The sequence below is a fragment of the Frateuria aurantia DSM 6220 genome (assembly GCF_000242255.2).
GTDB lineage: Bacteria > Pseudomonadota > Gammaproteobacteria > Xanthomonadales > Rhodanobacteraceae > Frateuria > Frateuria aurantia.
In genome coordinates, this window is record NC_017033.1 from 1,856,999 (window position 1) to 1,876,666 (window position 19,668).

The 19,668-nt window shown below is 63.5% G+C and carries 20 protein-coding genes; 15 read left to right on the plus strand and 5 right to left on the minus strand.

What is annotated here, in order from left to right; genetic code table 11:
• Positions 1-4: 4 nt before the first annotated feature.
• The 3 genes from mtnC to FRAAU_RS08640 all read right to left on the minus strand — a co-directional run bounded on the left by mtnC (position 5) and on the right by FRAAU_RS08640 (position 1,999).
• Positions 5-694, minus strand: coding sequence for an acireductone synthase (mtnC, locus tag FRAAU_RS08630; RefSeq protein ID WP_014403157.1), 690 nt, complete (start codon positions 692-694; stop codon positions 5-7).
• An 88-nt stretch (positions 695-782) separates the two neighbouring features.
• Positions 783-1,355: a 1,2-dihydroxy-3-keto-5-methylthiopentene dioxygenase gene (locus FRAAU_RS08635; RefSeq protein WP_014403158.1), complete on the minus strand. Its 573-nt coding sequence runs from the start codon at positions 1,353-1,355 to the stop codon at positions 783-785.
• A complete protein-coding gene (locus FRAAU_RS08640; protein WP_014403159.1) occupies positions 1,352-1,999 on the minus strand; it encodes a methylthioribulose 1-phosphate dehydratase in 648 nt (215 codons plus the stop codon). The genes FRAAU_RS08635 and FRAAU_RS08640 overlap by 4 nt, the downstream gene beginning before the upstream one ends.
• Positions 2,000-2,176: 177 nt before the next feature.
• Between FRAAU_RS08640 and FRAAU_RS08645 the strand changes: the two genes are divergently transcribed.
• Together FRAAU_RS08645 and msrB are read left to right on the plus strand one after the other, a co-directional pair.
• Positions 2,177-2,506, plus strand: a complete 330-nt coding sequence (locus FRAAU_RS08645) for a high-potential iron-sulfur protein (protein WP_014403160.1) — start codon at positions 2,177-2,179, stop codon at positions 2,504-2,506.
• A 213-nt stretch (positions 2,507-2,719) separates the two neighbouring features.
• Positions 2,720-3,142 carry a peptide-methionine (R)-S-oxide reductase MsrB gene (gene msrB / locus FRAAU_RS08650; RefSeq protein ID WP_014403161.1) on the plus strand — a complete coding sequence of 141 codons (423 nt, stop codon included), beginning with the start codon at positions 2,720-2,722 and terminating at the stop codon, positions 3,140-3,142.
• Between the two features lie 4 nt (positions 3,143-3,146).
• Here msrB and epmB read toward each other — a convergent pair whose 3' ends face one another.
• Positions 3,147-4,172: an EF-P beta-lysylation protein EpmB gene (epmB, locus tag FRAAU_RS08655; protein ID WP_014403162.1), complete on the minus strand. Its 1,026-nt coding sequence runs from the start codon at positions 4,170-4,172 to the stop codon at positions 3,147-3,149.
• An 83-nt stretch (positions 4,173-4,255) separates the two neighbouring features.
• Here epmB and efp point away from each other — a divergent pair, with 83 nt between their 5' ends.
• From efp to folE2, 7 genes are all read left to right on the plus strand, one after another.
• The gene (gene efp, locus FRAAU_RS08660) at positions 4,256-4,822 is read left to right on the plus strand and encodes an elongation factor P (protein WP_014403163.1); all 567 of its coding nucleotides are present in this window, start codon (positions 4,256-4,258) and stop codon (positions 4,820-4,822) included.
• A 93-nt stretch (positions 4,823-4,915) separates the two neighbouring features.
• Positions 4,916-6,247, plus strand: a complete 1,332-nt coding sequence (locus FRAAU_RS08665) for a TRZ/ATZ family hydrolase (RefSeq protein WP_014403164.1) — start codon at positions 4,916-4,918, stop codon at positions 6,245-6,247.
• Positions 6,248-6,283: 36 nt separating this feature from the next.
• Positions 6,284-6,562, plus strand: coding sequence for a YciI family protein (locus FRAAU_RS08670; RefSeq protein WP_014403165.1), 279 nt, complete (start codon positions 6,284-6,286; stop codon positions 6,560-6,562).
• A complete protein-coding gene (gene ubiG / locus FRAAU_RS08675) occupies positions 6,559-7,278 on the plus strand; it encodes a bifunctional 2-polyprenyl-6-hydroxyphenol methylase/3-demethylubiquinol 3-O-methyltransferase UbiG (RefSeq protein ID WP_014403166.1) in 720 nt (239 codons plus the stop codon). The genes FRAAU_RS08670 and ubiG overlap by 4 nt, the downstream gene beginning before the upstream one ends.
• Complete coding sequence (locus FRAAU_RS08680; protein ID WP_014403167.1) at positions 7,275-7,970, plus strand: HAD family hydrolase; 696 nt, start codon at positions 7,275-7,277, stop codon at positions 7,968-7,970. The genes ubiG and FRAAU_RS08680 overlap by 4 nt, the downstream gene beginning before the upstream one ends.
• Before the next feature lie 2 nt (positions 7,971-7,972).
• On the plus strand, positions 7,973-8,809 hold the full coding sequence (locus FRAAU_RS08685; protein ID WP_014403168.1) for a squalene/phytoene synthase family protein: 837 nt from the start codon (positions 7,973-7,975) through the stop codon (positions 8,807-8,809).
• Between the two features lie 133 nt (positions 8,810-8,942).
• On the plus strand, positions 8,943-9,884 hold the full coding sequence (gene folE2 / locus FRAAU_RS08690; protein WP_014403169.1) for a GTP cyclohydrolase FolE2: 942 nt from the start codon (positions 8,943-8,945) through the stop codon (positions 9,882-9,884).
• 193 nt (positions 9,885-10,077) lie between these two features.
• Here the strand turns inward: folE2 and FRAAU_RS08695 are convergent, their stop codons facing one another.
• A complete protein-coding gene (locus FRAAU_RS08695) occupies positions 10,078-10,377 on the minus strand; it encodes a putative quinol monooxygenase (protein WP_014403170.1) in 300 nt (99 codons plus the stop codon).
• Between the two features lie 287 nt (positions 10,378-10,664).
• Here FRAAU_RS08695 and FRAAU_RS08700 point away from each other — a divergent pair, with 287 nt between their 5' ends.
• The 6 genes from FRAAU_RS08700 to FRAAU_RS08725 all read left to right on the plus strand — a co-directional run bounded on the left by FRAAU_RS08700 (position 10,665) and on the right by FRAAU_RS08725 (position 19,585).
• Positions 10,665-11,237, plus strand: coding sequence for a GNAT family N-acetyltransferase (locus FRAAU_RS08700; RefSeq protein WP_014403171.1), 573 nt, complete (start codon positions 10,665-10,667; stop codon positions 11,235-11,237).
• A gap of 288 nt (positions 11,238-11,525) precedes the next feature.
• Positions 11,526-13,259 (plus strand): protein-disulfide reductase DsbD family protein, encoded by a 1,734-nt coding sequence (locus FRAAU_RS08705; RefSeq protein WP_041270492.1) that lies wholly within the window; start codon positions 11,526-11,528, stop codon positions 13,257-13,259.
• A gap of 118 nt (positions 13,260-13,377) precedes the next feature.
• Complete coding sequence (locus FRAAU_RS08710; RefSeq protein WP_014403173.1) at positions 13,378-13,962, plus strand: RNA polymerase sigma factor; 585 nt, start codon at positions 13,378-13,380, stop codon at positions 13,960-13,962.
• Positions 13,959-14,954 (plus strand): FecR family protein, encoded by a 996-nt coding sequence (locus FRAAU_RS08715; RefSeq protein ID WP_014403174.1) that lies wholly within the window; start codon positions 13,959-13,961, stop codon positions 14,952-14,954. Before FRAAU_RS08710 ends, FRAAU_RS08715 begins: the two co-directional genes overlap by 4 nt.
• A gap of 155 nt (positions 14,955-15,109) precedes the next feature.
• Positions 15,110-18,145 carry a TonB-dependent receptor gene (locus tag FRAAU_RS08720; protein WP_014403175.1) on the plus strand — a complete coding sequence of 1,012 codons (3,036 nt, stop codon included), beginning with the start codon at positions 15,110-15,112 and terminating at the stop codon, positions 18,143-18,145.
• A gap of 39 nt (positions 18,146-18,184) precedes the next feature.
• Positions 18,185-19,585 carry a thioredoxin family protein gene (locus FRAAU_RS08725; protein WP_014403176.1) on the plus strand — a complete coding sequence of 467 codons (1,401 nt, stop codon included), beginning with the start codon at positions 18,185-18,187 and terminating at the stop codon, positions 19,583-19,585.
• Positions 19,586-19,668 lie beyond the last annotated feature (83 nt).

The window sequence follows — 19,668 nt, forward strand, 5'->3', positions numbered from 1 at the left end:
CCGATCAGACAAGTATGGAATCGAAGTGGCGATGTGCCTCGTGTGACGATACAGGAAGTCCCTCGACCTTGTCCCGTACCAGCCATGCGGTCTGCATCCCTGCCTCGCGGGCGGCATCCAGTTCGGCTGTCACATCCGACAGGAACAATATCTCGGCCGGCGGACGCTGGATGGCTTCGGCGATGCGCAGGTAAGAGCCGACCTCTCGCTTGGGGCCGATTTCGGTATCGAAATAGCCGCTGAAAAGTCCGCTCAGATCGCCGGCCTCGCTGTAGCCGAAAAACAGCTGCTGGGCCGGTACCGAGCCGGAAGAATAGACATACAGATCCAGCCCGGCCTGCTTCCATTGCCGCAGTCGTGCGGGTACCTCCGGATAGAGGTGGGCGCGGTAGGCGCCATCACGGTATCCCTGGGCCCAGATCAGACCTTGCAAGGCTTTCAGCGGAGTCGCCTTGCGATCCTCGTCGATCCAGGTCTGCAGCATGCCGGCGATCTCGCCATCGCTGGCGGTGGCTGGCAGGCCGCCATCAGCCGCCGCCTGGCTCAGCCACTGCCGGACCTCGGGGTCCTGTCCATGGTTGGCGACATAGGCGGGCAGGTGCTGGCGGGCGTAGGGGAACAGCACGTCCTTGACGAAGTCAATCGAACTGGTGGTGCCTTCAATATCGGTCAAAACGGCGCGGATCGGTGCCATGGGTACTCATCAAGGTGAAAGCTCCGGCTTTGGCCGGAGTGGTGAAAACAGAGGGCGGCCGCCCCGCCTGCGGCCGGGTCTTGCAGATTCAGGGCAGCAGCTGGCGGGCCGAATCGTGCACGGCCATGCGCGGGAAGCGCTTCGCGATCGGCTCACCGGTGAAGCTGGCCACCCAGCCCTCGGGATTGCTGAACAGGCGAATGGCCACGAAGTAGGGTGACTCACTCATGTCGAACCAGTGCCGAGTGCCGTCCGGCACCGAAATAAGGTCGCCTTGCTCGCACAGCACTTCATAGACCTGCTGCTGCACATGCAGGGTGAACTGACCGGCACCGGCGACGAAGAAGCGGACCTCATCTTCGCTGTGGGTATGCTCGTCCAGAAATTTCTCGCGGAAAGCGGCCCGCTGCGGGTGGTCGGGTTTCAGGCTGACCACGTCGACCGCCTGATAACCTTCGCTGGCGCAGAGCCGGTCGATATCGGCACGATAGGCGGCGATGACCTCATCCTGGCTGGCACCAGGCAGCAGTGCATGCGGCGTGGCCCACTGCTCGAAGCGTACGCCGACCTCGGCCAGTCGGGCGGTGATGGCGGCATGATCGGTCAGAATGTCGATGACCTGATCGGGCTGATCTTCGTTGTAAATGCGCAGGCGGCTCACGGCGACAGTCTCCTCAGGTCGAGTTCGCATCCGAGCAGAAACTCGAAGGCTTCCAGATGGCGCAGGGTTTCCTGCATGCTGCGGCCCCAGGTGTAGATGCCATGACCGCTGATCAGATAGGCATGCAACGGCTTGCCGGCATCGAGCCAGGCATCGACCTGAGCCATCAGCTCGGGCATGTACTGGCTGTTGGGCAGCACCGGCACCTCGATCACGCTTTCATGGGTGGTATGCCCGGTGATGGCCTTCTGCAGCTCCCAGCCTTCGAAGCGAACCACGCCCTCGGCGGCATAGAATCGCGAAGCGACGCTCTGCTGACGTGAGTGGGTATGCAGAATGGCCTGTGCTTCGGGAAAACGTTGATAAATCTGGGTGTGCAACAGGGTTTCGGCACTGGGGCGGTGCTGGCTGCCGACCGGCTGGCCCTGATAATCCACCACCATGATGTCTTCGCGGCCCAGCCTCCCCTTGTCGCGGCCCGATATGGTTACCGCAATGCGGCTGTCATCCAGACGTGCCGAGAAATTGCTGCTGGTGGCTGGCGTCCAGCCATGACCGGCCACATATTTGCCGGCTTCGGCAATGGCATCGGCCTGGCGATTGAACAGTTCCTGGTCCAGAGGGGCGAGGGGGGCGGTGGTCATGATTGATTGGACGTCCAAACGGTAGGTCACTATAGCATGAAAGGGGTGGGTTCGTGGATTCGCGTCCAGTTGCGAACCATTCTCGACAGTCAGGCATGACGCGAGCCAATTGCCTACCATGTCGGTCGTTATCGAGCTCGTCTCGAGATTATCTGCTTGTGGAGTTGATGCCTCATCATGTCTGACAACACGCTGTTGAAGTCCCGTCGGCGCTTTCTCGGTACGGCAGGTGGTCTAGGTGCCGCCGCCCTCGGTCTGACGCTGCTGCCCGCGGCCGGCCGATCGGCCGAGTTGCCGCATGTGACCGATGCCGATGCCACCGCCAAGGCGCTGAGCTACACCGCTGATGCGGCCAAGACCCGAAATCCGGCACACAAGCCGGGCACCGATTGCAGTGACTGCCAGTTTTACTCCGGGGCTGGCGGCAAGGGCTTCGGTCCCTGCCAGATGTTCCCGGGCAAGGCCGTCAGTGCCAAGGGCTGGTGCCAGGCCTACGCGGCGCGCTGAGCCTCCATCGCGTCAGGTCATCCTGCAGCGGTATCGGCTGTCGATATCCGCTGCCTCTTGGGTCGCTGTACCGCCGGTCGGGTGCAAGCCGTCCTTTGCGGGACATCGATCGCCGGATCGGCGGCGGCCGGTGCCCTGGCTACGGTCCGATCTTGAGAGTGGCCGGAAGCGCCTCCATCCTGTGAGCTTGATCTTGCCCAGGAGGCCGTCGCGATGAGCATGCAAGAGAAGACCCGGACCTTTCCCGTCAGCTTCAGCGACGAAGAGTGGCGGCGCCGTCTGACTCCCGATCAATATGCCGTACTGCGGGGTCATGCCACCGAGCGACCGGGCAGCTGCTCGCTGCTGCACGAAAGCCGGCCGGGGGCTTTTGCCTGTGCCGGCTGCGGCCAGCCGCTGTTTGCCGGTCTCACCAAGTTTGAAAGCGGCACCGGCTGGCCCAGTTTTGACGTACCGCTTGAAGGCGCGGTGGAAATCTCGATTGACCGCAGCCATGGCATGGTGCGGCACGAAGTGCATTGCAGCCGTTGCGGCGGCCATCTGGGGCATGTCTTTCCGGACGGCCCGCCGCCGACGTTCCAGCGTTACTGCATGAATGGCATCGCGCTGGAGTTTGTGCCGGCCGAGGCCGGCTGAATCGTCAGTTGAGCGGGCGCTTGGCCGGGTCGCCGGCCACCTCGCGCACCAGTCTGGGCACCAGATAGCCGGGCAGGCGGCCGCGCAATGCCTCGATCAGAGCCAGCGCGCGCGCATCATCCACTTCGAAATGGGCGGCGCCTCGAACCTGGTCCAGCTGGTGCAGATAGTAGGGCAGCACCCCGCAGGCCATCAGGGTTTCGGACAGCTCGGCCAAGATATCGGCATCGTCATTGACGCCTCGCAGCAGCACGGCCTGGTTGAGCAGGGTAACCCCGACAGCCCTCAGTCGCGCGCAGGCGGCGTCGACCTCGGGACTGATTTCCCGCGGGTGGTTCACATGCAGCACCACCACTTTCTGCAGGGGCAGCGCTTCCAGCCATTCCAGCAGTCCGGCATCGACCCGCTCCGGCAGCACCGCCGGCAAGCGGGTATGGATACGCAACCGTTTCAGATGCGGCAGTCCGGCCAGTTGCGGCGTCAGCTGGGCCAGCTTGGCATTGCTCAAGGACAGCGGATCGCCGCCGGACAGCAGCAGTTCGCTGATACTTTGGTCACCGCGCAGATAGTCGACGGCTTCCTGCCACTGGCCGGCGGCAGCGGTTTCCTCGGCATAGGGGAAATGCCGGCGAAAGCAGTAACGGCAATGGATGGCGCAGCTGCCGCTGGCAATCAGCAAAGCCCGGCCCTGGTATTTGTGCAATACGCCATGACTGGCCAGCGCAGGCATGTCGCCGACCGGATCCAGCCGGTAACCTTCGGTCTCATCCAGCTCGGCCAGTTGCGGCAGCACCTGCAGCAACAGCGGGTCGGTCGGGTCGGCGGGGCGGATCCGGGCCAGGTAGCCGGGCGGTACCCTCAAGGGAAAACCGGCGTCGGAGGCCGGCAGACGGTCTGCCAGATGCTCCAGATCCAGTCGTCGCAGCAGTTCCTGCGGGTCGGTGATCGACTGGCGCCACAATTCGCGCCAGTCGGGCAGGGCGGGAGTGGCAACGGCAGGCGTGCGGGCTTCAAGGCTTGCGGTTATCATGGACGGCTCGGTTCTCGGGCACCTGCCCGCCGGTCTATTCTAACCGTCGCTGCTGACGGTTTACATTTGGAGATGAGCAATCTATGGCCACTTATGGTCTCAACGACGTCAAAACCGGCTTGAAAATCATGGTCGACGCCGATCCCTACGTGATCGTCGACGCCGAATTCATCAAGCCGGGCAAAGGTCAGGCCTTTACCCGCATCAAGATCCGCAACCTCCGCAATGGCCGCGTCGTCGAAAAGACCTTGAAGGCCAGCGAGTCGTTCGAAGGTGCCGATGTGCTGGACACCGACATGCAGTTCCTGTATTCGGATGGCGAGTTCTGGCACTTCATGCAGCCGGACAGCTTCGAGCAGCACCAGGCCGACAAGAATGCGGTCGGTGATGCCGCCAAGTGGCTGAAGGGCGAGGAAGACTGTGTGGTGACGTTGTGGAACGGCGCTCCGCTGTCGGTGCAGGCCCCCAATTTCGTGGAGCTGCAGATCGTCGAGACCGATCCTGGCGTGCGTGGCGACACCTCGGGCGGTGGCGGCAAGCCGGCACGACTGGAAACCGGTGCCGTGGTCCGCGTGCCGCTGTTCGTCAACCAGGAAGAAGTCATTCGCGTCGACACCCGTTCGGGTGAATACGTCAGCCGCGTCAAGTAATTGCGCGCTCAAGGGCGTGGCCGGTCCGGACCGGTCACGCCCGGGCCGCCTGCGGCCCATCCCTGGTTTGTATGATTTGGAGTGGTGCAGTTGATGAAGAGTTCCCGTCCCGTCGCCGTGGATCTGCTGATCGAGGCACGCTGGGTTGTTCCGGTGGAGCCGCATGCGGTGGTGCTGGAAGATCACGCCGTCGCCGTTCGCGATTCGAAGATCGTCGATATCCTGCCGCAGTCCGAGGCTCGAGCGCGCTATGAGCCCGCCGAGCATGTGCAATTGGGCGAGCATGCCCTGATTCCCGGGCTGGTCAACAGTCACACTCATAACCCCATGACCCTGTTGCGGGGGCTGGCCGACGATCTGCCGCTGATGGAGTGGCTGCAAGGCCATATCTGGCCGGCCGAAGCCAAGTTCATGGGGCCCGAATTCGTCCGCGACGGCACCGAGCTGGCGATTGCCGAGATGCTGCGCGGCGGCACCACCTGCGCCAACGAAAACTATTTTTTCCCGGATGCCATCGGCGAGACCTATCGCAAGCATGGTTTCCGTGCCGTGCTTGGCCTGCCGGTCATCAATTTCCCGACCGGCTGGGCCGCCACCGATGATGAGTACTTCGAGCGTGCCTTGGAGGTGCATGAGCGCTTTCGCGGCGATGCCCTGGTCTCCACCGCCTTCGTGCCGCATGCGCCTTATACCGTCTCGGATGCCAGTTTCGAGCGGATCCGCCTGCTGGCCGAGCAGCTGGATATCAAGATCCATCTGCATACCCACGAGACGGTTCACGAAGTCAACGAGGAAGTGGCCAAGAGCGGTCGGCGCCCCTTCCAGCGGTTGCAGGAACTGGGCCTGGTCAACGAGCGCCTGATCGCGGTGCACATGACCGAGCTGACCGACGCGGAGATCGAGGCCTGCGCCGCGGCCGGTGTGTCGGTAGTGCATTGCCCCGAATCCAATCTCAAGCTGGCCTCCGGTTTCTGCCCGGCCGAAAAGCTTCGCAAGGCCGGTGTCAACGTGGCCATCGGCACCGATGGCGCTGCCTCCAACAACGATCTGGACATGTTCGGCGAAACCCGTACCGCGGCCCTGCTGGCCAAGGCCGTCAGCGGCGATGCGGCGGCGTTCGATGCAGCCTACGCCTTGCGGGCGGCCACTCTCAACGGCGCCCTTGCGCTTGGGCTGGAGGATCGCATCGGTTCGATCGAGGTCGGCAAGCAGGCCGATCTGGCCGCGGTGCGGCTCAGTGATCTGGAGACGCAGCCGCTGTTCCATGTCGCTTCGCAGCTGGTTTATGCCACCGGTCGCCATCAGGTCACCGATGTCTGGATTGCCGGTCAGCGCAAGCTGCGCGAGCGGGTATTGACCGGCATGGATGAAGCCGCTCTGGTCGTCATGGCGCGGCGCTGGCGCGAACGGATCGCTGCAGGCTGAGTCCAGCGCCTCCCTGTACTGATGGAGAATCCATTGATGAAGCGATATCTGGCCATCGTGACCCGTCCCGCCGACGTCGATCCCGAGCTGATCGAGGCTCACAAGCGGTATCTGCAGTCCTTGCTGCAGGATGGCCGCCTGCTGCTGTCGGGACCTTTCGCGGGAGGCCCTGGCGGTGCTTACCTGTTCCAGGCCGCTGACGCGGCCGCTGCGGCTGCCGTGGTGGCGGCCGATCCGTTGCAGTCCGATCCGCGGGTCGAGATTCCGTTGCGTGAATGGGTGATCCGTCTGGACGCCGCCGAGGTGAAAGCATGAATGCCGGTTCCGAACACATGAACGTCGCCGATGACGAGCTGGCCCGCTTCGCCAGCCTGGCTTCCAGCTGGTGGGACCCGGAAGGTGCCTCGCGGCCCTTGCATGATCTGAATCCGCTGCGCTTCGAATATGTCGCCCAGCGGAGCCGGCTGGCCGGTGCACGTGTGGTGGATGTGGGCTGCGGTGGCGGCTTGCTCAGCGAGTCGCTGGCCCGGGCCGGCGCCCGGGTCTGCGGCATCGACCTGGGGCGCGAGGTGATCGATATCGCCAAGCTGCATTTGCACGAGTCCGAGCTGACCGTGGATTACCGGGTGCAGTCCTCGGCCGATCTGGCGGAGGCCGAGCCCGGCGCCTTCGACGTGGTCTGCTGCATGGAACTGATCGAGCACGTGCCCGAGCCCGATGCCTTGGTGCGAGATCTCGCCCGGCTGGTGCGGCCCGGCGGCCGGGTCTTTGTTTCCACCATCAATCGCACCTCGGCGGCTTTCGGTGCGGCGATTCTGGGTGCCGAATACATCAGCAAGATGCTGCCCCACGGCACGCATCACTATGCCAAGTTCATCCGTCCTTCCGAGCTGTCGCGCATGCTGCGCCATGCCGGACTGGAGCTGGAGAATCTCAGTGGCATGGGCTACAACCCCATCAGCCACAAGGCCTGGCTGAGTTCCTATGTCGGCATCAATTATCTGGTTTGCGCGCAGCGCCCACTGGCATGAGTCCGGTCAACCACAGCCGTACGCCCAGGGCGTTGCCGGAGGGCATCACCACGGTGCTGTTCGATCTGGATGGCACCTTGCTGGATACGGCGGCCGATCTGCTGGCGGCCTTGCAGGTGCTGTGCTCCGAGCAGGGCCGGGCTGCCCCCGATGGCGGCTTGGTTCGCCGGAAGGTGTCGGCCGGGGCCATGGCCTTGCTCGGACTGGCCTTTCCGGAACTGGACGAGGCCGCGCGGCAGTCATTGCTGCCGCGCTATCTGCAGTTGTATCGCGAAGGACTGCTCAGCGTGACACGGCCCTTTGTCGGCATCGATGCACTGTTGCAGCGGATCGAGGCCGCCGGCTTGCGCTGGGGCATCGTCACCAACAAGGCCGGCTTTCTGACGGAGGCCATCGTCGATGGCATGGGCTGGCGTGCGCGCCTCAGTGCCTTGGTTGCCGGTGATACCCTGCCGGTGAAAAAACCGGATCCGGGCACCGTGCTGCTGGGCTGCGAACAGGCGGGTGCGAAGCCCGCCGAAGCGGTCTATGTGGGTGATGACACCCGTGATGTGCTGGCCGGCCATGCCGCAGGCATGTATACGGTGGCCGTGAACTGGGGGTATCTCGGTGATACCGGTGAACTTCCCGGCTGGGGCGCGGATGCGGTTCTCGATACTCCGGCTGATCTGGCTGACTGGTTGAGGGCGTAGTCATGCAGGCCGGCCCCTTGCAGAGTTATCTGGACAAATGGCTGGCGGCCTGCCCCTGGCAGCGTCAGGCTCTGGTGTTCGTCGATGGCGGCCGTTGTCCGGGCCATCTTGCCCTGGCGGCATGGGAGTTCGAGCTGCTGGCCTGCGTATTTCGGATCAGAGAGCCAGCGGTGGCCATCGCCAAGCTGCATTGGTGGGCACAGGAGCTCGAGGCGGCCGGTTCCGGGTCGGCTCGCCACCCCTTGACCGAGGTGTTGTTCGATCAGCCACAGGCTGCCCGGTTGCCAGCCGACTGGTGGACGGCACCGGTACTGGCAGCCCTGGAGCAGCTGGAGCAGAGTACGCCGCCGGACTTCGAGCGACAGCTGGCCGCGATGCACCCCTTGTACGCGGCGCTGGCCCGTCTGGAAAACGGCTGGTGGTTCGGGCCGGAGGCCGCCTTCGACCGCGCCGCTCGTCTGGCCAGCTGCGGGCAGTTGCTGCATCAGCTCGGCCATCTGGCCGAAGCCCGTGATCGTGAAGTCCTGCCGTTGCCGATGCAGCGGCTGGCGCGTCATCACCTGAGCCGACAGGATCTGGCCGGCGATTCCGCCGGACTGGATCTGGCTATACGCGAACAGGCCGGCGATCTGCTGCGGGCGACCGAGGAGTCCCTGGCCCAGGTGCAGCCTCTGTCGGTATTTCGCCAATTGCAGGCGCAAGTGGATCGGCGCCTGATGCGGCAGCTCAGCAAGGGGGGCGGTCACGCCGCCATCGCCGCCGCGAGCCGGACGCCTCAGTGGCAGCATCTGTGGCAAGCCTGGCGGGCCGCCCGTCAATGGCGGGCTCAGGCGGCCTGAGACCAGGCCATGCGTGGCGACGCAGTGTTTCCCGCGCGTCACCATTGAGGCGCTGATTCGCTGACCCCACCTAGATAGCTTCAGTCATCGAGTCCCGGCGGGCATGGTCCCAGCCGTGGCGACAGGAAATTCAATGGATATGCAGACAGCTTCGACCCGCGCCTTGCCCGATGTGGCACTGAATCCGCACCCGCATCGCAGCGGTCCGCTGGATTGGGTCGGCATGGGCCGGATCCAGATGCCGGTGCGCTTCGATGCCGGTGACGGTCAGGTCCGCGAAGGCGTGGCACGCGTCGATGCCTTTGTGAATCTGACGCGCAACGACAAGCGCGGCATTCACATGTCGCGGCTCTATCTGTTGGTGGAGCAGGCCCTTAGCCGGGACGTGATCACCCCGGTGCGGCTGCAGGCCTTGCTGCAGGCGTTTCTCGCCTCGCACGAGGACCTTTCCGACCACGCCCGCATCCGCATCGAGTTCGAGCAGCTGATCCGGCGTCCCGCGCTGCGCAGCGCCAACAGCGGCTGGCGGGCCTATCCGGTGGTCATCGAAGCCGAGCTCAAGGGCGAGCATTTCAGCTATGAACTGGCCACGGAAGTCGTGTATTCCTCGACCTGTCCGGCCTCGGCGGCCTTGGCGAGACAGCTGATTCAGGATCGCTTCGAACAGGATTTCGGGTCCGGCCAGCCGCTGGACCGGACCGCGCTGCTGGCCTGGCTGGGCAGCGAGCAGGGTATCGTCGCCACTCCCCATGCGCAGCGAAGCGTGGCCGAGTTGAAGGTTCGTCCTGTTGCGGGTGCTGCGGTCAGTCTGCTGTCACTGCTGGATCGTTGCGAGCATGCGCTGGCAACGCCGGTGCAGACAGCCGTCAAGCGTGAGGACGAGCAGGCCTTTGCTGCGGCCAACGGCGGCAATCTGATGTTCTGCGAGGATGCGGCACGTCGGCTGCGGGCGGCTTTGAACGAGGATGGGGCGCTGGCCGATTTCAGAATCCGCATCGAGCACCAGGAAAGCCTGCATCCGCATGATGCCGTCGCCTATGCTTTCAAGGGCATTGTCGGCGGTTACGACCGCTGAGTCGCGTGGATGCCGGGCCAGCGTAAGGAGGGGTGTCAGGCTTGTTTGCCGGCAGCCTGCAGTGATGGCCGCCGGTTGGCGGCGAGCCGGATCGTCGAACGGCGGGTGAGCTGATCCTGATCGGTCGGGCGTGGCGGCGCCCTGAGAGCCTGCCCGGTCTCGGGCACGCTCTCAGGGCGGACTGTCGGCGTGCTCAGATCACCGGATTGATCTGGGTGACGATGGCCAGCGGCGCGGCCAGAATCGGTTCAAGCGTGGCCATCATGGCCTTGAAGTGCGGGCTCTGCATGTGCTCATCCAGATCCTGCTGGCTGGCCCAGTGCTCGATGAAATAGAACTGGGTTGGATCGGCCAGATCCTGGTGCGGCACATAGCTGTGGCAGCCGGCCTCGGCACGGGACAGCGGCGCGCAGAGCTTCAGTGCCTCGATGGCGGTGGCTTCCTGGCCGGGGCGGACTTTGAAGCTGGCGATCAGGTGGAAATCGTTGGACATCTCGGGTTCCTCGAATCACGAAAGACAATATCGCCTCGAATCGGCGATGGCCGAAGGTCGATTCCGCCAGCGGGCTGGCCGGAGCATGCCGGAGAGTGCTGTGGACCTTCTTGCCACATGATATCAAGCGGCGACCTGCCGGATGCATCCGGCAGGCCCGATCATGCCCTGTCTTGGCGAAAGCGCTTGCCCTGGCGGATGATCTGCCTTGAACAGGCGTCGCATCGGCGATGCTGGTCAGGCGGGGCGAGTTGCGGGCATCATCCGGATTTCATGAGGAGCTGCCCATGACTTTGCGGATCCTGGACGTTACGGCCGCGGATGCATCCAGACACCTGCCTGAGCTCGGTGACATGCTTGCAGCCTGCGTCCGGGCCGGTGGCTCGATCGGTTTCATGCAGCCGCTGCCGGCTGAGCAGGCCGAGGCCTGCTGGCAAGGTGCGGTGCTGCCGGAGCTCGAGGCCGGGCGACGATGTCTGCTGGTAGCCGAGCTCGACGGTCGCTGGCTGGGCAGTGTCCAGATTCTGCTGGGAATGCCGGCCAATCAGTCCCATCGCTGCGAGCTTGCCAAGATGATGGTGCATCCTTCCGCCTGGCGGCAAGGCATCGGTCGCCGCCTGCTGCGGGCAGCCTTGGACACGGCTCGTCGGCATGGCCGGACTCTGATCACCCTGGACACACGCCAGGGCGATGCGTCTGAACACCTGTATCGCTCGATGGGATTTGAGGTCGGCGGCGTGATTCCTGGCTATGCACTGGATCCGGACGGCGGCAAGCTGCACGCTACGACCTATATGTATTGCCGCCTCCAGTCGGTTCCTCCCGCGGAATATCGGGGGCAGATCGCCGGTCGCGACTGAAACCCGTCTGCCATTCGAGCACAGCCTCTTGCCAGGTCGCCGGATGTCACTCGGCGACATGCGGCAGCCGTTTCTGCATGGGTTCCTTGCCGCCAGGCTCTGCATGGTCGTTGCCGACAAGAGGCGTCATACCGCAACGCCGGGGTCGGCACGCAGTGCCCGGGCATTTCCGAATTCGGCGTTACGCACGTCACATTGGATAAGAAGTGACGCCGTGGATGAGTGTCACCGACCATGGCTGGCGATCGAGGGCAAGCGAATATGCGGGGACAAGGCTGGACTGGAATCATGCGGCGACCGGGGCGATGGCTCGGCATGCTGTTGCTGGCGACCGTTTCGTGCCTGCAGGCGCAGGGCGTAGAAAATCTGCTGCCGGTCACCGAGGCCTATCGGCTCAGTGCGGATACTTCCACGCCGGGCGTGGTAAAGCTGCATTGGGTGATTGCGCCGGACTATTACCTCTACCGCGGCCAGATGCGCTTCACCGGTACCGGGCCGGTGACCTTGGGCACGGTCACGACTGCCACCGGCCATCGCTATCGCGATGCCTATCTGGGTGAGGTCGAGACCTATCACGTCAGCACGGATGCACGCGTCGAGTATTCCGCCTCGGCCGAGGGCGGTGAATTGGTCGTACGTTACCAAGGCTGCCACGAGGTGGATCCCAAGATCTGCTATCCACCGCACAGTCAGCGATTCAAGTTGCCGCCCGCCAAGGCCGCCGCCATGATCGTTCCAGCCGCGGGAGCGGCCGAAGGCCGCTCTGCAAGCCACGATCCGGAGGGCGCCGCGGGTGATGGCAGCGCCGTGAAGGGCGATGGCTTCTGGCTGGTGATGCTGCTGGCCGTGGCTGGCGGCATGCTCCTGAACCTGATGCCTTGCGTGTTGCCGATCCTGTTTCTGAAGCTGGGCGGCCTGATCCGGCATGGTGGTGATCGGCGCCGTGCCATCCGCAGCTCGCTCGGTTACGGGCTCGGGGTCATGACCAGCTTCGTCGCGCTCGGCGTGCTCGTGATCGAGTTGCGTCATGCCGGTGCCGCGGTGGGCTGGGGCCTGCAGTTGCAGCAGCCCTGGCTGCTGGGGGCGCTGGCCTGCGTGATGTTCGCGATGGGCCTGGCCATGTCCGGCATCATCGAACTCGGCAGTGGTCTGGCCCGGTTGGGCGATGGTCTGGCCCGTCGACCCGGGGTGGCGGGTGATTTCTTCAGTGGCGTACTGGCGGTAGTGGTGGCCAGCCCCTGTACCGCGCCGATGATGGGGACGGCGCTGGCCTATGCCTTGGTGGCTCCGCTGGCGCAGGCGCTGGCGGTGTTTGTGGCACTGGGTTTCGGGCTGGCGCTGCCGTATCTGTTGTTGAGCCTGTGGCCGGGGTTGTCCAGACGCCTGCCTCGCCCGGGTCGCTGGATGGATACGCTCAAGCAATTGCTGGCCTTCCCGATGTATCTCAGTGTGATCTGGCTGGTCTGGGTGCTGGCACGCCAGCGTGGCGCGGACGCGGTAGCGCTGGCGCTGCTGGCCATGACGGCGGTGGCTTTCGGTCTGTGGGTCTGGCGTCGGGGCCGTGAGTGGCCGCGATGGCGGCTGCTGTGGCTGCTCCCCTTGGGCGCGGCGGTGGTCATGCCGCTGGTCGCCGTGGGGCGATTGGCTCCGCCCGCTGTCGATCAGGCCCTGGCCAGCGACGAGGTCGCCTATGACGCCGCCCGGTTGCAGAAGCTGGTGGCCGCCGGCACCCCGGTGTTTGTCGACATGACCGCGGACTGGTGCATCACCTGCAAGGCCAATGAGCACGTGGTTCTGGCTGCACCGGCTTTTCGCGAATTGATGCGGCAGAGTGGTGCGGTCTACATGAAGGGCGACTGGACGGATGTCGATCCGGCGATCAGTCGTTTTCTGGAGCATTATCATTCACCCGGGGTGCCGCTGTATGTGGTCTTCGGTCCTCGTCGGAAGGATGGCGTGGTACTGCCGACGGTGCTGAACATGAGCGTGCTGGCGGCCGCCTTCAAACAGGCGCGGGGCTGATCACCGTGCAAGGTCGGGCAGGCGTCAGAGAGAGCTCACGGCAAGGCTCCGTGGATGTCGCGCTGCGGGCAAGGAGTATCGGTGCACGAGTGGGGACAAGTTGCATGGAGGCAAACGCATGAGCAATCTGGTCTCGCTGTTCCATCGTGACCGGGAGCCCTCGGAAGGCGCCGCTGAGCCGGGACCGCTGGCATCGGAGCGGGTTAGTCAGGTCGCCGAACTGTTCCGGGCCCACAACAGCGCCTTGATCGCGTTTCTGCGCACCCGGCTGAGTTCGGCCTCCGAAGCCCAGGAGGTCGCTCAGGAAGCCTATACGCGGCTTTTGCGTATGGACGATCCGGGCAGGATCCAGCAGCCCAAGGCGCTCTTGTTCCGGACCGCCGCCAATCTGGCCTCGGATCGTATCCGCAAGCGCTCGGTTCGATTGGAGGCTCCTCTGGACGATTTGTTCATGGATTGGCTGGAGTCGCCGGGACCGGAGCGACGGGCCTTGCTGGCGGATGAGATGCGGGTCATCCGTGAAGCGCTGCGGGAATTGCCTGCAAAGACCAGCCGGGCCTTTGTGATGCACCTGATCCAGGACATGAGTTTCAGCACGATCAGCCAATCCATGGGTGTGACCGAACGCATGGTGCGTTATCACGTGGCACGCGCCCTGGCCCACTGTCGCCAGCGACTGGAAGAAACCGGCGGTAAATCATGAACAAACATCCTCTGCACAAGGACGATCCCGCGGCCATGCAGGCTGCGCAATGGTGGGTGCGGCTGCGCCAGCATGGCGATGACGAGGCGCTCACCAGCTGGCAGGACTGGGAAGCCCTCGATCCCCGTCACGGTGATGCCTTTGAACGGCTGGCCGAACTAGGCAGCCAGCTGAACGAACTGGATGAGGTCGACAAGGCCAGCCTGGTGGCCGAGTTTGCCGGCGCCCGAGCTGCTCCGGCCAGGCGGCGCTGGCCCCTGGTTGCCACGGCGGCCGGTCTGCTGGCGGCTTTTATCAGCATCGCACCTTTTTTCTATCAACAACTCAATGCCGGCGAGACGGAGCACTTCGCCAGCGTGGTAGGGCACAATCGAAATCTGCAGCTGGCAGACCATTCCCGAGTCCAGTTGGGGGGAGCGACCTCGATCACGGCCCACGTCGATGCCCGTGAGCGTCTGGTGGAACTGCAGCGCGGTCAGGCCTTTTTCCAGGTGCAGCATGATAGTCAGCGGCCCTTCGTGGTGCATGCTGGTGGCCTGTCGGTACAGGCGACGGGCACGGCTTTTGATGTACGCAGGGTGGGGCAGCGGGTCGATGTCGTCGTCGCCGAGGGGAAGGTCCTGGTCGCCGGCAGCGGTGACGGTCAACGTCCCGGCAAGGGCGCTGCCGTCGAGGTGGTGGCCGGACAGGAAGCTCGCTACGATCCTGCGGCGAGTGGTCTGGCTATCGGGTCGGTGGACCCCGCCCGGGCCATGGCCTGGCGCCTGGGCCGGCTCGAGTATGAGGACGAACCCCTGGCCGGCGTGATCGCCGACCTCAACCGTTACAGTACGCAGCCGCTCAGTATCACCGATCCAGCACTGGCAGGCCTGACCTACAGCGGGACCATCGAACTGGATCATTTTGATGGTTGGCTGCACGGTTTGCCCTATATCTTCCCGCTGAAAGTGGTGCGATCAGCCCAGGGCATCGTTCTCAGCAAGACGCGATGAGCTTCCGTAGTCGAGGGGGAGATCCGTACGGCTGTCGTCGATACGGACTCGCTTCGAATGGCGAATAGATGTGGATGGTCGCTCCCGTTTCCCAAACACGCCTGTCACACGTCTGTAAGGAAAGGGGATGTCAACCGCAAAGGGAAGAGGCATACATGGGGCAGCTGAAGGGGTGGGTGTTCAATATCGGCATGCTGGCGGCTGGGCTTGTGGATCCGCTGCTGGCCGCCGAATCCGCTGACAGATCCATGTCGGTGCAGGCACTGGATATACATCCGGGACTTTTGTCCGAGGCCTTGCTGGCCTTTGGCAAACAGACCGGCATCCAGATCATGATGTCGGCGGATACGGTGGGCCATCGCCACAGTCCCGGTCTGCACGGGCGCTTTCCTCCGGCGGCAGCCTTGACGCAACTGCTGGCCGGTACTGGTCTGGCGGCGCAGTTCACTGATCGAAGCACGGTGGTGATCCATGCCGTTTCCGCGCCGTCTCCCCGCCTCGGAATCGTCAAGCCTGTGGCTGTCAAGGCGGCCAAGATGACGGCGGCACCCATTGCACTCAAGCAGGTCGAGGTGCTGGGCTCGCTGATTCCGCGCTCCCAGGTCGAAACAGCCAGTGCCGTGGTGGTGATCAATGCCCAGGAGATCAAGCAGCGCGGCTTCGCCACCGTGGCCGACGCCTTGCAGCAGTCGTCTTTCGCTACCGGCGCGACCGCGGGGAATACGGCCAGCGGCGATCTCTGGGGGGCCAAGACCATCGGCATGTTCGGGCTGGATCCCAGTTTCACCAAATACCTGGTGGATGGGCGCCCGATGGCCGGTTTTTCGCAGCCCTCGATCGGCAGCAACTCCACCAGTCTGGTCAACAATCTGACCACGATTCCGATCGACATGGTGGAACGCATCGAGATACTGCCCGGCAGTCAGTCCTCGCTGTACGGCTCGGATGCGGTGGCTGGGGTCATCAATATCGTCACCAAACAGCATATGCGGGCGGCGACGCTTGATGTCCGCTACGGCGGCTATTCCGACGGTGGCGGCAATGACCGCAAGATCAGCTTCAGCGACATGATCCATTCCGGACGGTTCCAGCTGAACTTCGGTGCCCAGCTGACCAGTGTGGAGCCGGTATTTGCCTATCAGCGATCGGTGACGAGGCAGAACTTCGCCAACGGCATTTATCCGCAGATGGCCACGCCGGTAGTGAACGTGTTTTCCCTGTTCACCGGGCAGAGAACCCTGCTTTCGTCCGGGGGCTGCGGAGCTCTCTCCGGGCTGTGGAGAGGGAGCGTTCATGCCGTCGGCGGCGATAACCCGTATTGCGGCTCGGTCAGCTCCAATGCCTGGAGCAATCTCAGCAACAAGGACAAGAGCGGAAGCATCAGCGCCCATGCCAGTTTTGCCTTCAATCCGCGCTTTCAGCTGTACAGCGATCTGCTGGCCACTTATGAAGAGCAGACCCAGACCACCTTGCCCAGCTGGAGCGGCACCATCTATGACGCGGCCAGCAGCAATCTGTATCTGGTGACGAGAAACTTCGCACCCGAAGAGCTGGGCGGCGAAGCCTTCCAGAAACAATACGAAACCAACGCTTCCTGGGCACTGGGTGGCAAGGGCCAGTTCGGTGACGGCTGGAATTACGATTTGAGTCTGAACCTGGGCCTGGATCGAATGACGATACGCCAGGGCGGTTTGCTGGCCGACTCGGTGGCGGGCTCCTACGGCAGTCGGGTCACTGGCGAAGGCAATCCCGGTGGCTTGCCTGATTATGATCTGCTGTATACCCCGCTGACACCGGCGGAGTACAGCCGGTATGCGGGGTATGCCGCCATCCAGGCCGGTACCGATGATGACGTGGCACGTGCCATGTTGACCCAGACTTCATTGTTCAGCCTTCCGGCCGGTGACGTGGGCCTGGCGGCAGTCGTCGAGGGCGGTTATCAGGCCTGGCAATATGCACCCGCTGCAGCTTTCGTCGACGGCACGTTGAGCCAGTTGTACATCCAGCCCAGCCAGGGGCACCGCACCCGCTGGGCAACGGCCGCCGAACTCAGCGTTCCGCTGCTCAAGACCCTGACCCTGGACATGTCCGGTCGCTATGATCGCTACGACTCCGCGGGGCGCATCTTCGGGGCATTCACCTATAGCGCGGGCCTGGAGTTCAGGCCTGTGGACAGTCTGCTGCTGCGGGCCAAATACAGCACGGCATTCAAGGCGCCGACCCTGGTCGATCAGTTTCAGGGGAGCTCCAGCAATCAGCAATACCTGGTCGACTACGCCAACTGCATGACCGTGTCGCATAGCATCAACAATTGCGCGGTCAACTACCAGAACGTGTATGCCACCGTGAATACGGTATCCAATCCGGCCTTGCAGCCGATCACCACCCGAGCCTTTTCCTATGGTCTGGTGTGGTCGCCCAGCGCCAATTTCTCCTTCAATATCGACTATCAGCAGCTGGTCATCCACAACGAAGTTCTGACCGAAAGCCCGGGCTATGTTCTGAAGGTGGAGCAAGAGTGCCGCGACGGCATCCTGGATATCACTTCACCTTCCTGCGTCGCGGCTCTCAACCAGGTCGTGCGTGCGCCGGCGACGCCGGGTTCGGGGTTGCTGGGCGATATTCTCAGCGTCAGCCCGACCAAGATCAATCTGGCGAGGGAGTTCAACAATTCGCTGACGGCCGGTCTCAATTACCAGCTCAGCCTGCATCGCTGGGGCGGGCTGGCCCTGGCCGGTGCCTATACCTTGATGCTGAAGCACCAACGCCAGACCTTTCCCGGGGATCCCACTCTGGATCTGCTCAACAATCCGGTGCAAGGCCAGGCGGTGGAATTTCGAAGCAAGGCCAATGCATCGCTCACCTGGACCAAGGGCGGCTGGTCGGCCACCTTCTACAGTGTCTATTACGGCCACACGCCGAATTATTTGGCGCAGACCAATGGCTATGGCACCCCCGACGCGGGCAGGCTGGCACCTTGGGTGATTTCGAATCTCAATCTGAGTTATCAGGCGACCCGGAAGTTGAACCTTTCCTTCCAGGTGAACAACTTGAAGAACTCGATGCCTCCGTTTGATGCCACCCAGAACCCGGCGATGAACGCGCCCTACAACATAGGCAGCTACAACGTGTTCGGCCGGCAGTTCTTTTTGGAGGCGCGGTATCAGTTCGGCGTGGCGTCCACGCGCTGATGTATCCGGATATGGACAGGACTTGAGGATGGAAGACTTATGAAACCGATGTTGGGCTTGGCTTTGTGGTTGGCGGCCGGATGGATGGGGCCGGATGCGGAAGTGATGGCGCAATCCGCGCCGACGAACAGTGTTGCGGACAGTCAATTGACGACCATCGACCAGGCTCTGCTGCTGGCCCGGCAGAAACACCAGCCGGTCTTCGTGGATTTCAGCGCCAGCTGGTGCCATTCCTGCTTTGCCATGCGTGACCATGTGTTGACCGGACCGCAGTGGGAGGCCGAAAAAAAGAAATTCGTGTTGATCGAAAGTGATGCCGATTCGGACAATGGTTCGGCCTGGATGGAAAAACTGAAAGTCCCGTCCTTGCCGACCTATCTGATCCTGAATCCGGACGGCAGCGAGCGCGCGCGCATCATCGGCGAGGTGCCGCAGGCGAAATTCATGCAGACCCTGGACGTGATTCTCGCCGGGCAGGGCAGTCTAGAGCAGCGCCAGGCACGTGCCGCCAAAGGTTCAATGGTCGATCTCGCGGCAGTGATCGAAGATTATCTGGGGCGTTTCAAGGTCTCCGAGGGTCTTGCCTGGTTTCGGCAGCTTCCGGCACCGGTTCGCCAGACCGCAGCCACCAACCCGTTGACGGCTCCCGGGCTCAGTCTGCTGCAGATGCGCGAGCTGGCCTCCGAGGTCGATCTGGCCACGGCGCAGCAAAAACCTTTGGCCGGGCTGATCAGTCGCTGCCGTCGGCAGGCCGACAAGGCATTGGCCTACGCCCATGACCGACATCGTTTCGCGGTGGTCAGCAGCCTGGCTTCGTGCGTGCAGTCCTTGCCGCTGGCCGAACGCCGCGCGGTTCTGGCCAGGCCACTGGCTTCCTTGCAGCCGCTGCTGCAGCAGGTCTTCGGTCGGGACGCGGCCAAGGTCGACTTGCTGGAATACACCACCGAGATGGAGTGGATCTATGGCGTGGTGCAACAACCGGATCGCAAGAAAGCGGTGCAGGACCAGGCTATTGCCACCGCTCGCCGTTTGCTGGATGACGGACGTGGCGGACTGGATGTCAGGCACAATCGCAGCGTGGCCGAGAACCTGCAGATCATTCTCGATCATGCCGGTGAAAACGCGGCCCGTCTGAAAGTCTTGAAATTGCTGGCCGAGGCTTATCCGGACGAGTACTACTATCTGCAGGAATACGGTTCGGCCCTGGTCGCTGCGGGGGATGCATCCCAGGGGCTGCCACTACTGGATCGCGCCGTCCGGCTGGCACCTGCAGAGAAGCAGGAGAGCTTGGCCTGGCCACGCACCAAGGCCTTGATGCAGCTGCACCGGCAGAAAGAGGCGGAGGCCGTGGTGGCTGCCGTGCTCAAAGCCCACCCGCACCCGGCTCCGGGCCCGGAGGCCTATCAGCTGCAGGATCTGCAGAGTCTGTTGAAGCATTAGTGATCTCGGCAAGACCTTGCGCCTCCCAGCCATGGATCGGGTTGACGGGGCGAGATGGAGTGCAATGCCAGGGAGGGTTTCAT

Excerpts from the sequence above, each read along its gene's own strand:
- epmB (WP_014403162.1), bottom strand. The coding sequence starts at position 4,172 with ATGATAACCGCAAGCCTTGAAGCCCGCACGCCTGCCGTTGCCACTCCC.
- mtnC (WP_014403157.1), bottom strand. The coding sequence starts at position 694 with ATGGCACCGATCCGCGCCGTTTTGACCGATATTGAAGGCACCACCAGT.
- efp (WP_014403163.1), top strand. The coding sequence starts at position 4,256 with ATGGCCACTTATGGTCTCAACGACGTCAAAACCGGCTTGAAAATCATG.
- FRAAU_RS08720 (WP_014403175.1), top strand. The coding sequence starts at position 15,110 with ATGGGGCAGCTGAAGGGGTGGGTGTTCAATATCGGCATGCTGGCGGCT.
- FRAAU_RS08705 (WP_041270492.1), top strand. The coding sequence starts at position 11,526 with ATGCGGCGACCGGGGCGATGGCTCGGCATGCTGTTGCTGGCGACCGTT.
- FRAAU_RS08665 (WP_014403164.1), top strand. The coding sequence starts at position 4,916 with ATGAAGAGTTCCCGTCCCGTCGCCGTGGATCTGCTGATCGAGGCACGC.
- FRAAU_RS08710 (WP_014403173.1), top strand. The coding sequence starts at position 13,378 with ATGAGCAATCTGGTCTCGCTGTTCCATCGTGACCGGGAGCCCTCGGAA.
- msrB (WP_014403161.1), top strand. The coding sequence starts at position 2,720 with ATGAGCATGCAAGAGAAGACCCGGACCTTTCCCGTCAGCTTCAGCGAC.
- FRAAU_RS08695 (WP_014403170.1), bottom strand. The coding sequence starts at position 10,377 with ATGTCCAACGATTTCCACCTGATCGCCAGCTTCAAAGTCCGCCCCGGC.
- FRAAU_RS08645 (WP_014403160.1), top strand. The coding sequence starts at position 2,177 with ATGTCTGACAACACGCTGTTGAAGTCCCGTCGGCGCTTTCTCGGTACG.
- FRAAU_RS08715 (WP_014403174.1), top strand. The coding sequence starts at position 13,959 with ATGAACAAACATCCTCTGCACAAGGACGATCCCGCGGCCATGCAGGCT.
- FRAAU_RS08680 (WP_014403167.1), top strand. The coding sequence starts at position 7,275 with ATGAGTCCGGTCAACCACAGCCGTACGCCCAGGGCGTTGCCGGAGGGC.
- FRAAU_RS08685 (WP_014403168.1), top strand. The coding sequence starts at position 7,973 with ATGCAGGCCGGCCCCTTGCAGAGTTATCTGGACAAATGGCTGGCGGCC.
- folE2 (WP_014403169.1), top strand. The coding sequence starts at position 8,943 with ATGGATATGCAGACAGCTTCGACCCGCGCCTTGCCCGATGTGGCACTG.
- FRAAU_RS08700 (WP_014403171.1), top strand. The coding sequence starts at position 10,665 with ATGACTTTGCGGATCCTGGACGTTACGGCCGCGGATGCATCCAGACAC.
- ubiG (WP_014403166.1), top strand. The coding sequence starts at position 6,559 with ATGAATGCCGGTTCCGAACACATGAACGTCGCCGATGACGAGCTGGCC.
- FRAAU_RS08725 (WP_014403176.1), top strand. The coding sequence starts at position 18,185 with ATGAAACCGATGTTGGGCTTGGCTTTGTGGTTGGCGGCCGGATGGATG.
- FRAAU_RS08640 (WP_014403159.1), bottom strand. The coding sequence starts at position 1,999 with ATGACCACCGCCCCCCTCGCCCCTCTGGACCAGGAACTGTTCAATCGC.
- FRAAU_RS08670 (WP_014403165.1), top strand. The coding sequence starts at position 6,284 with ATGAAGCGATATCTGGCCATCGTGACCCGTCCCGCCGACGTCGATCCC.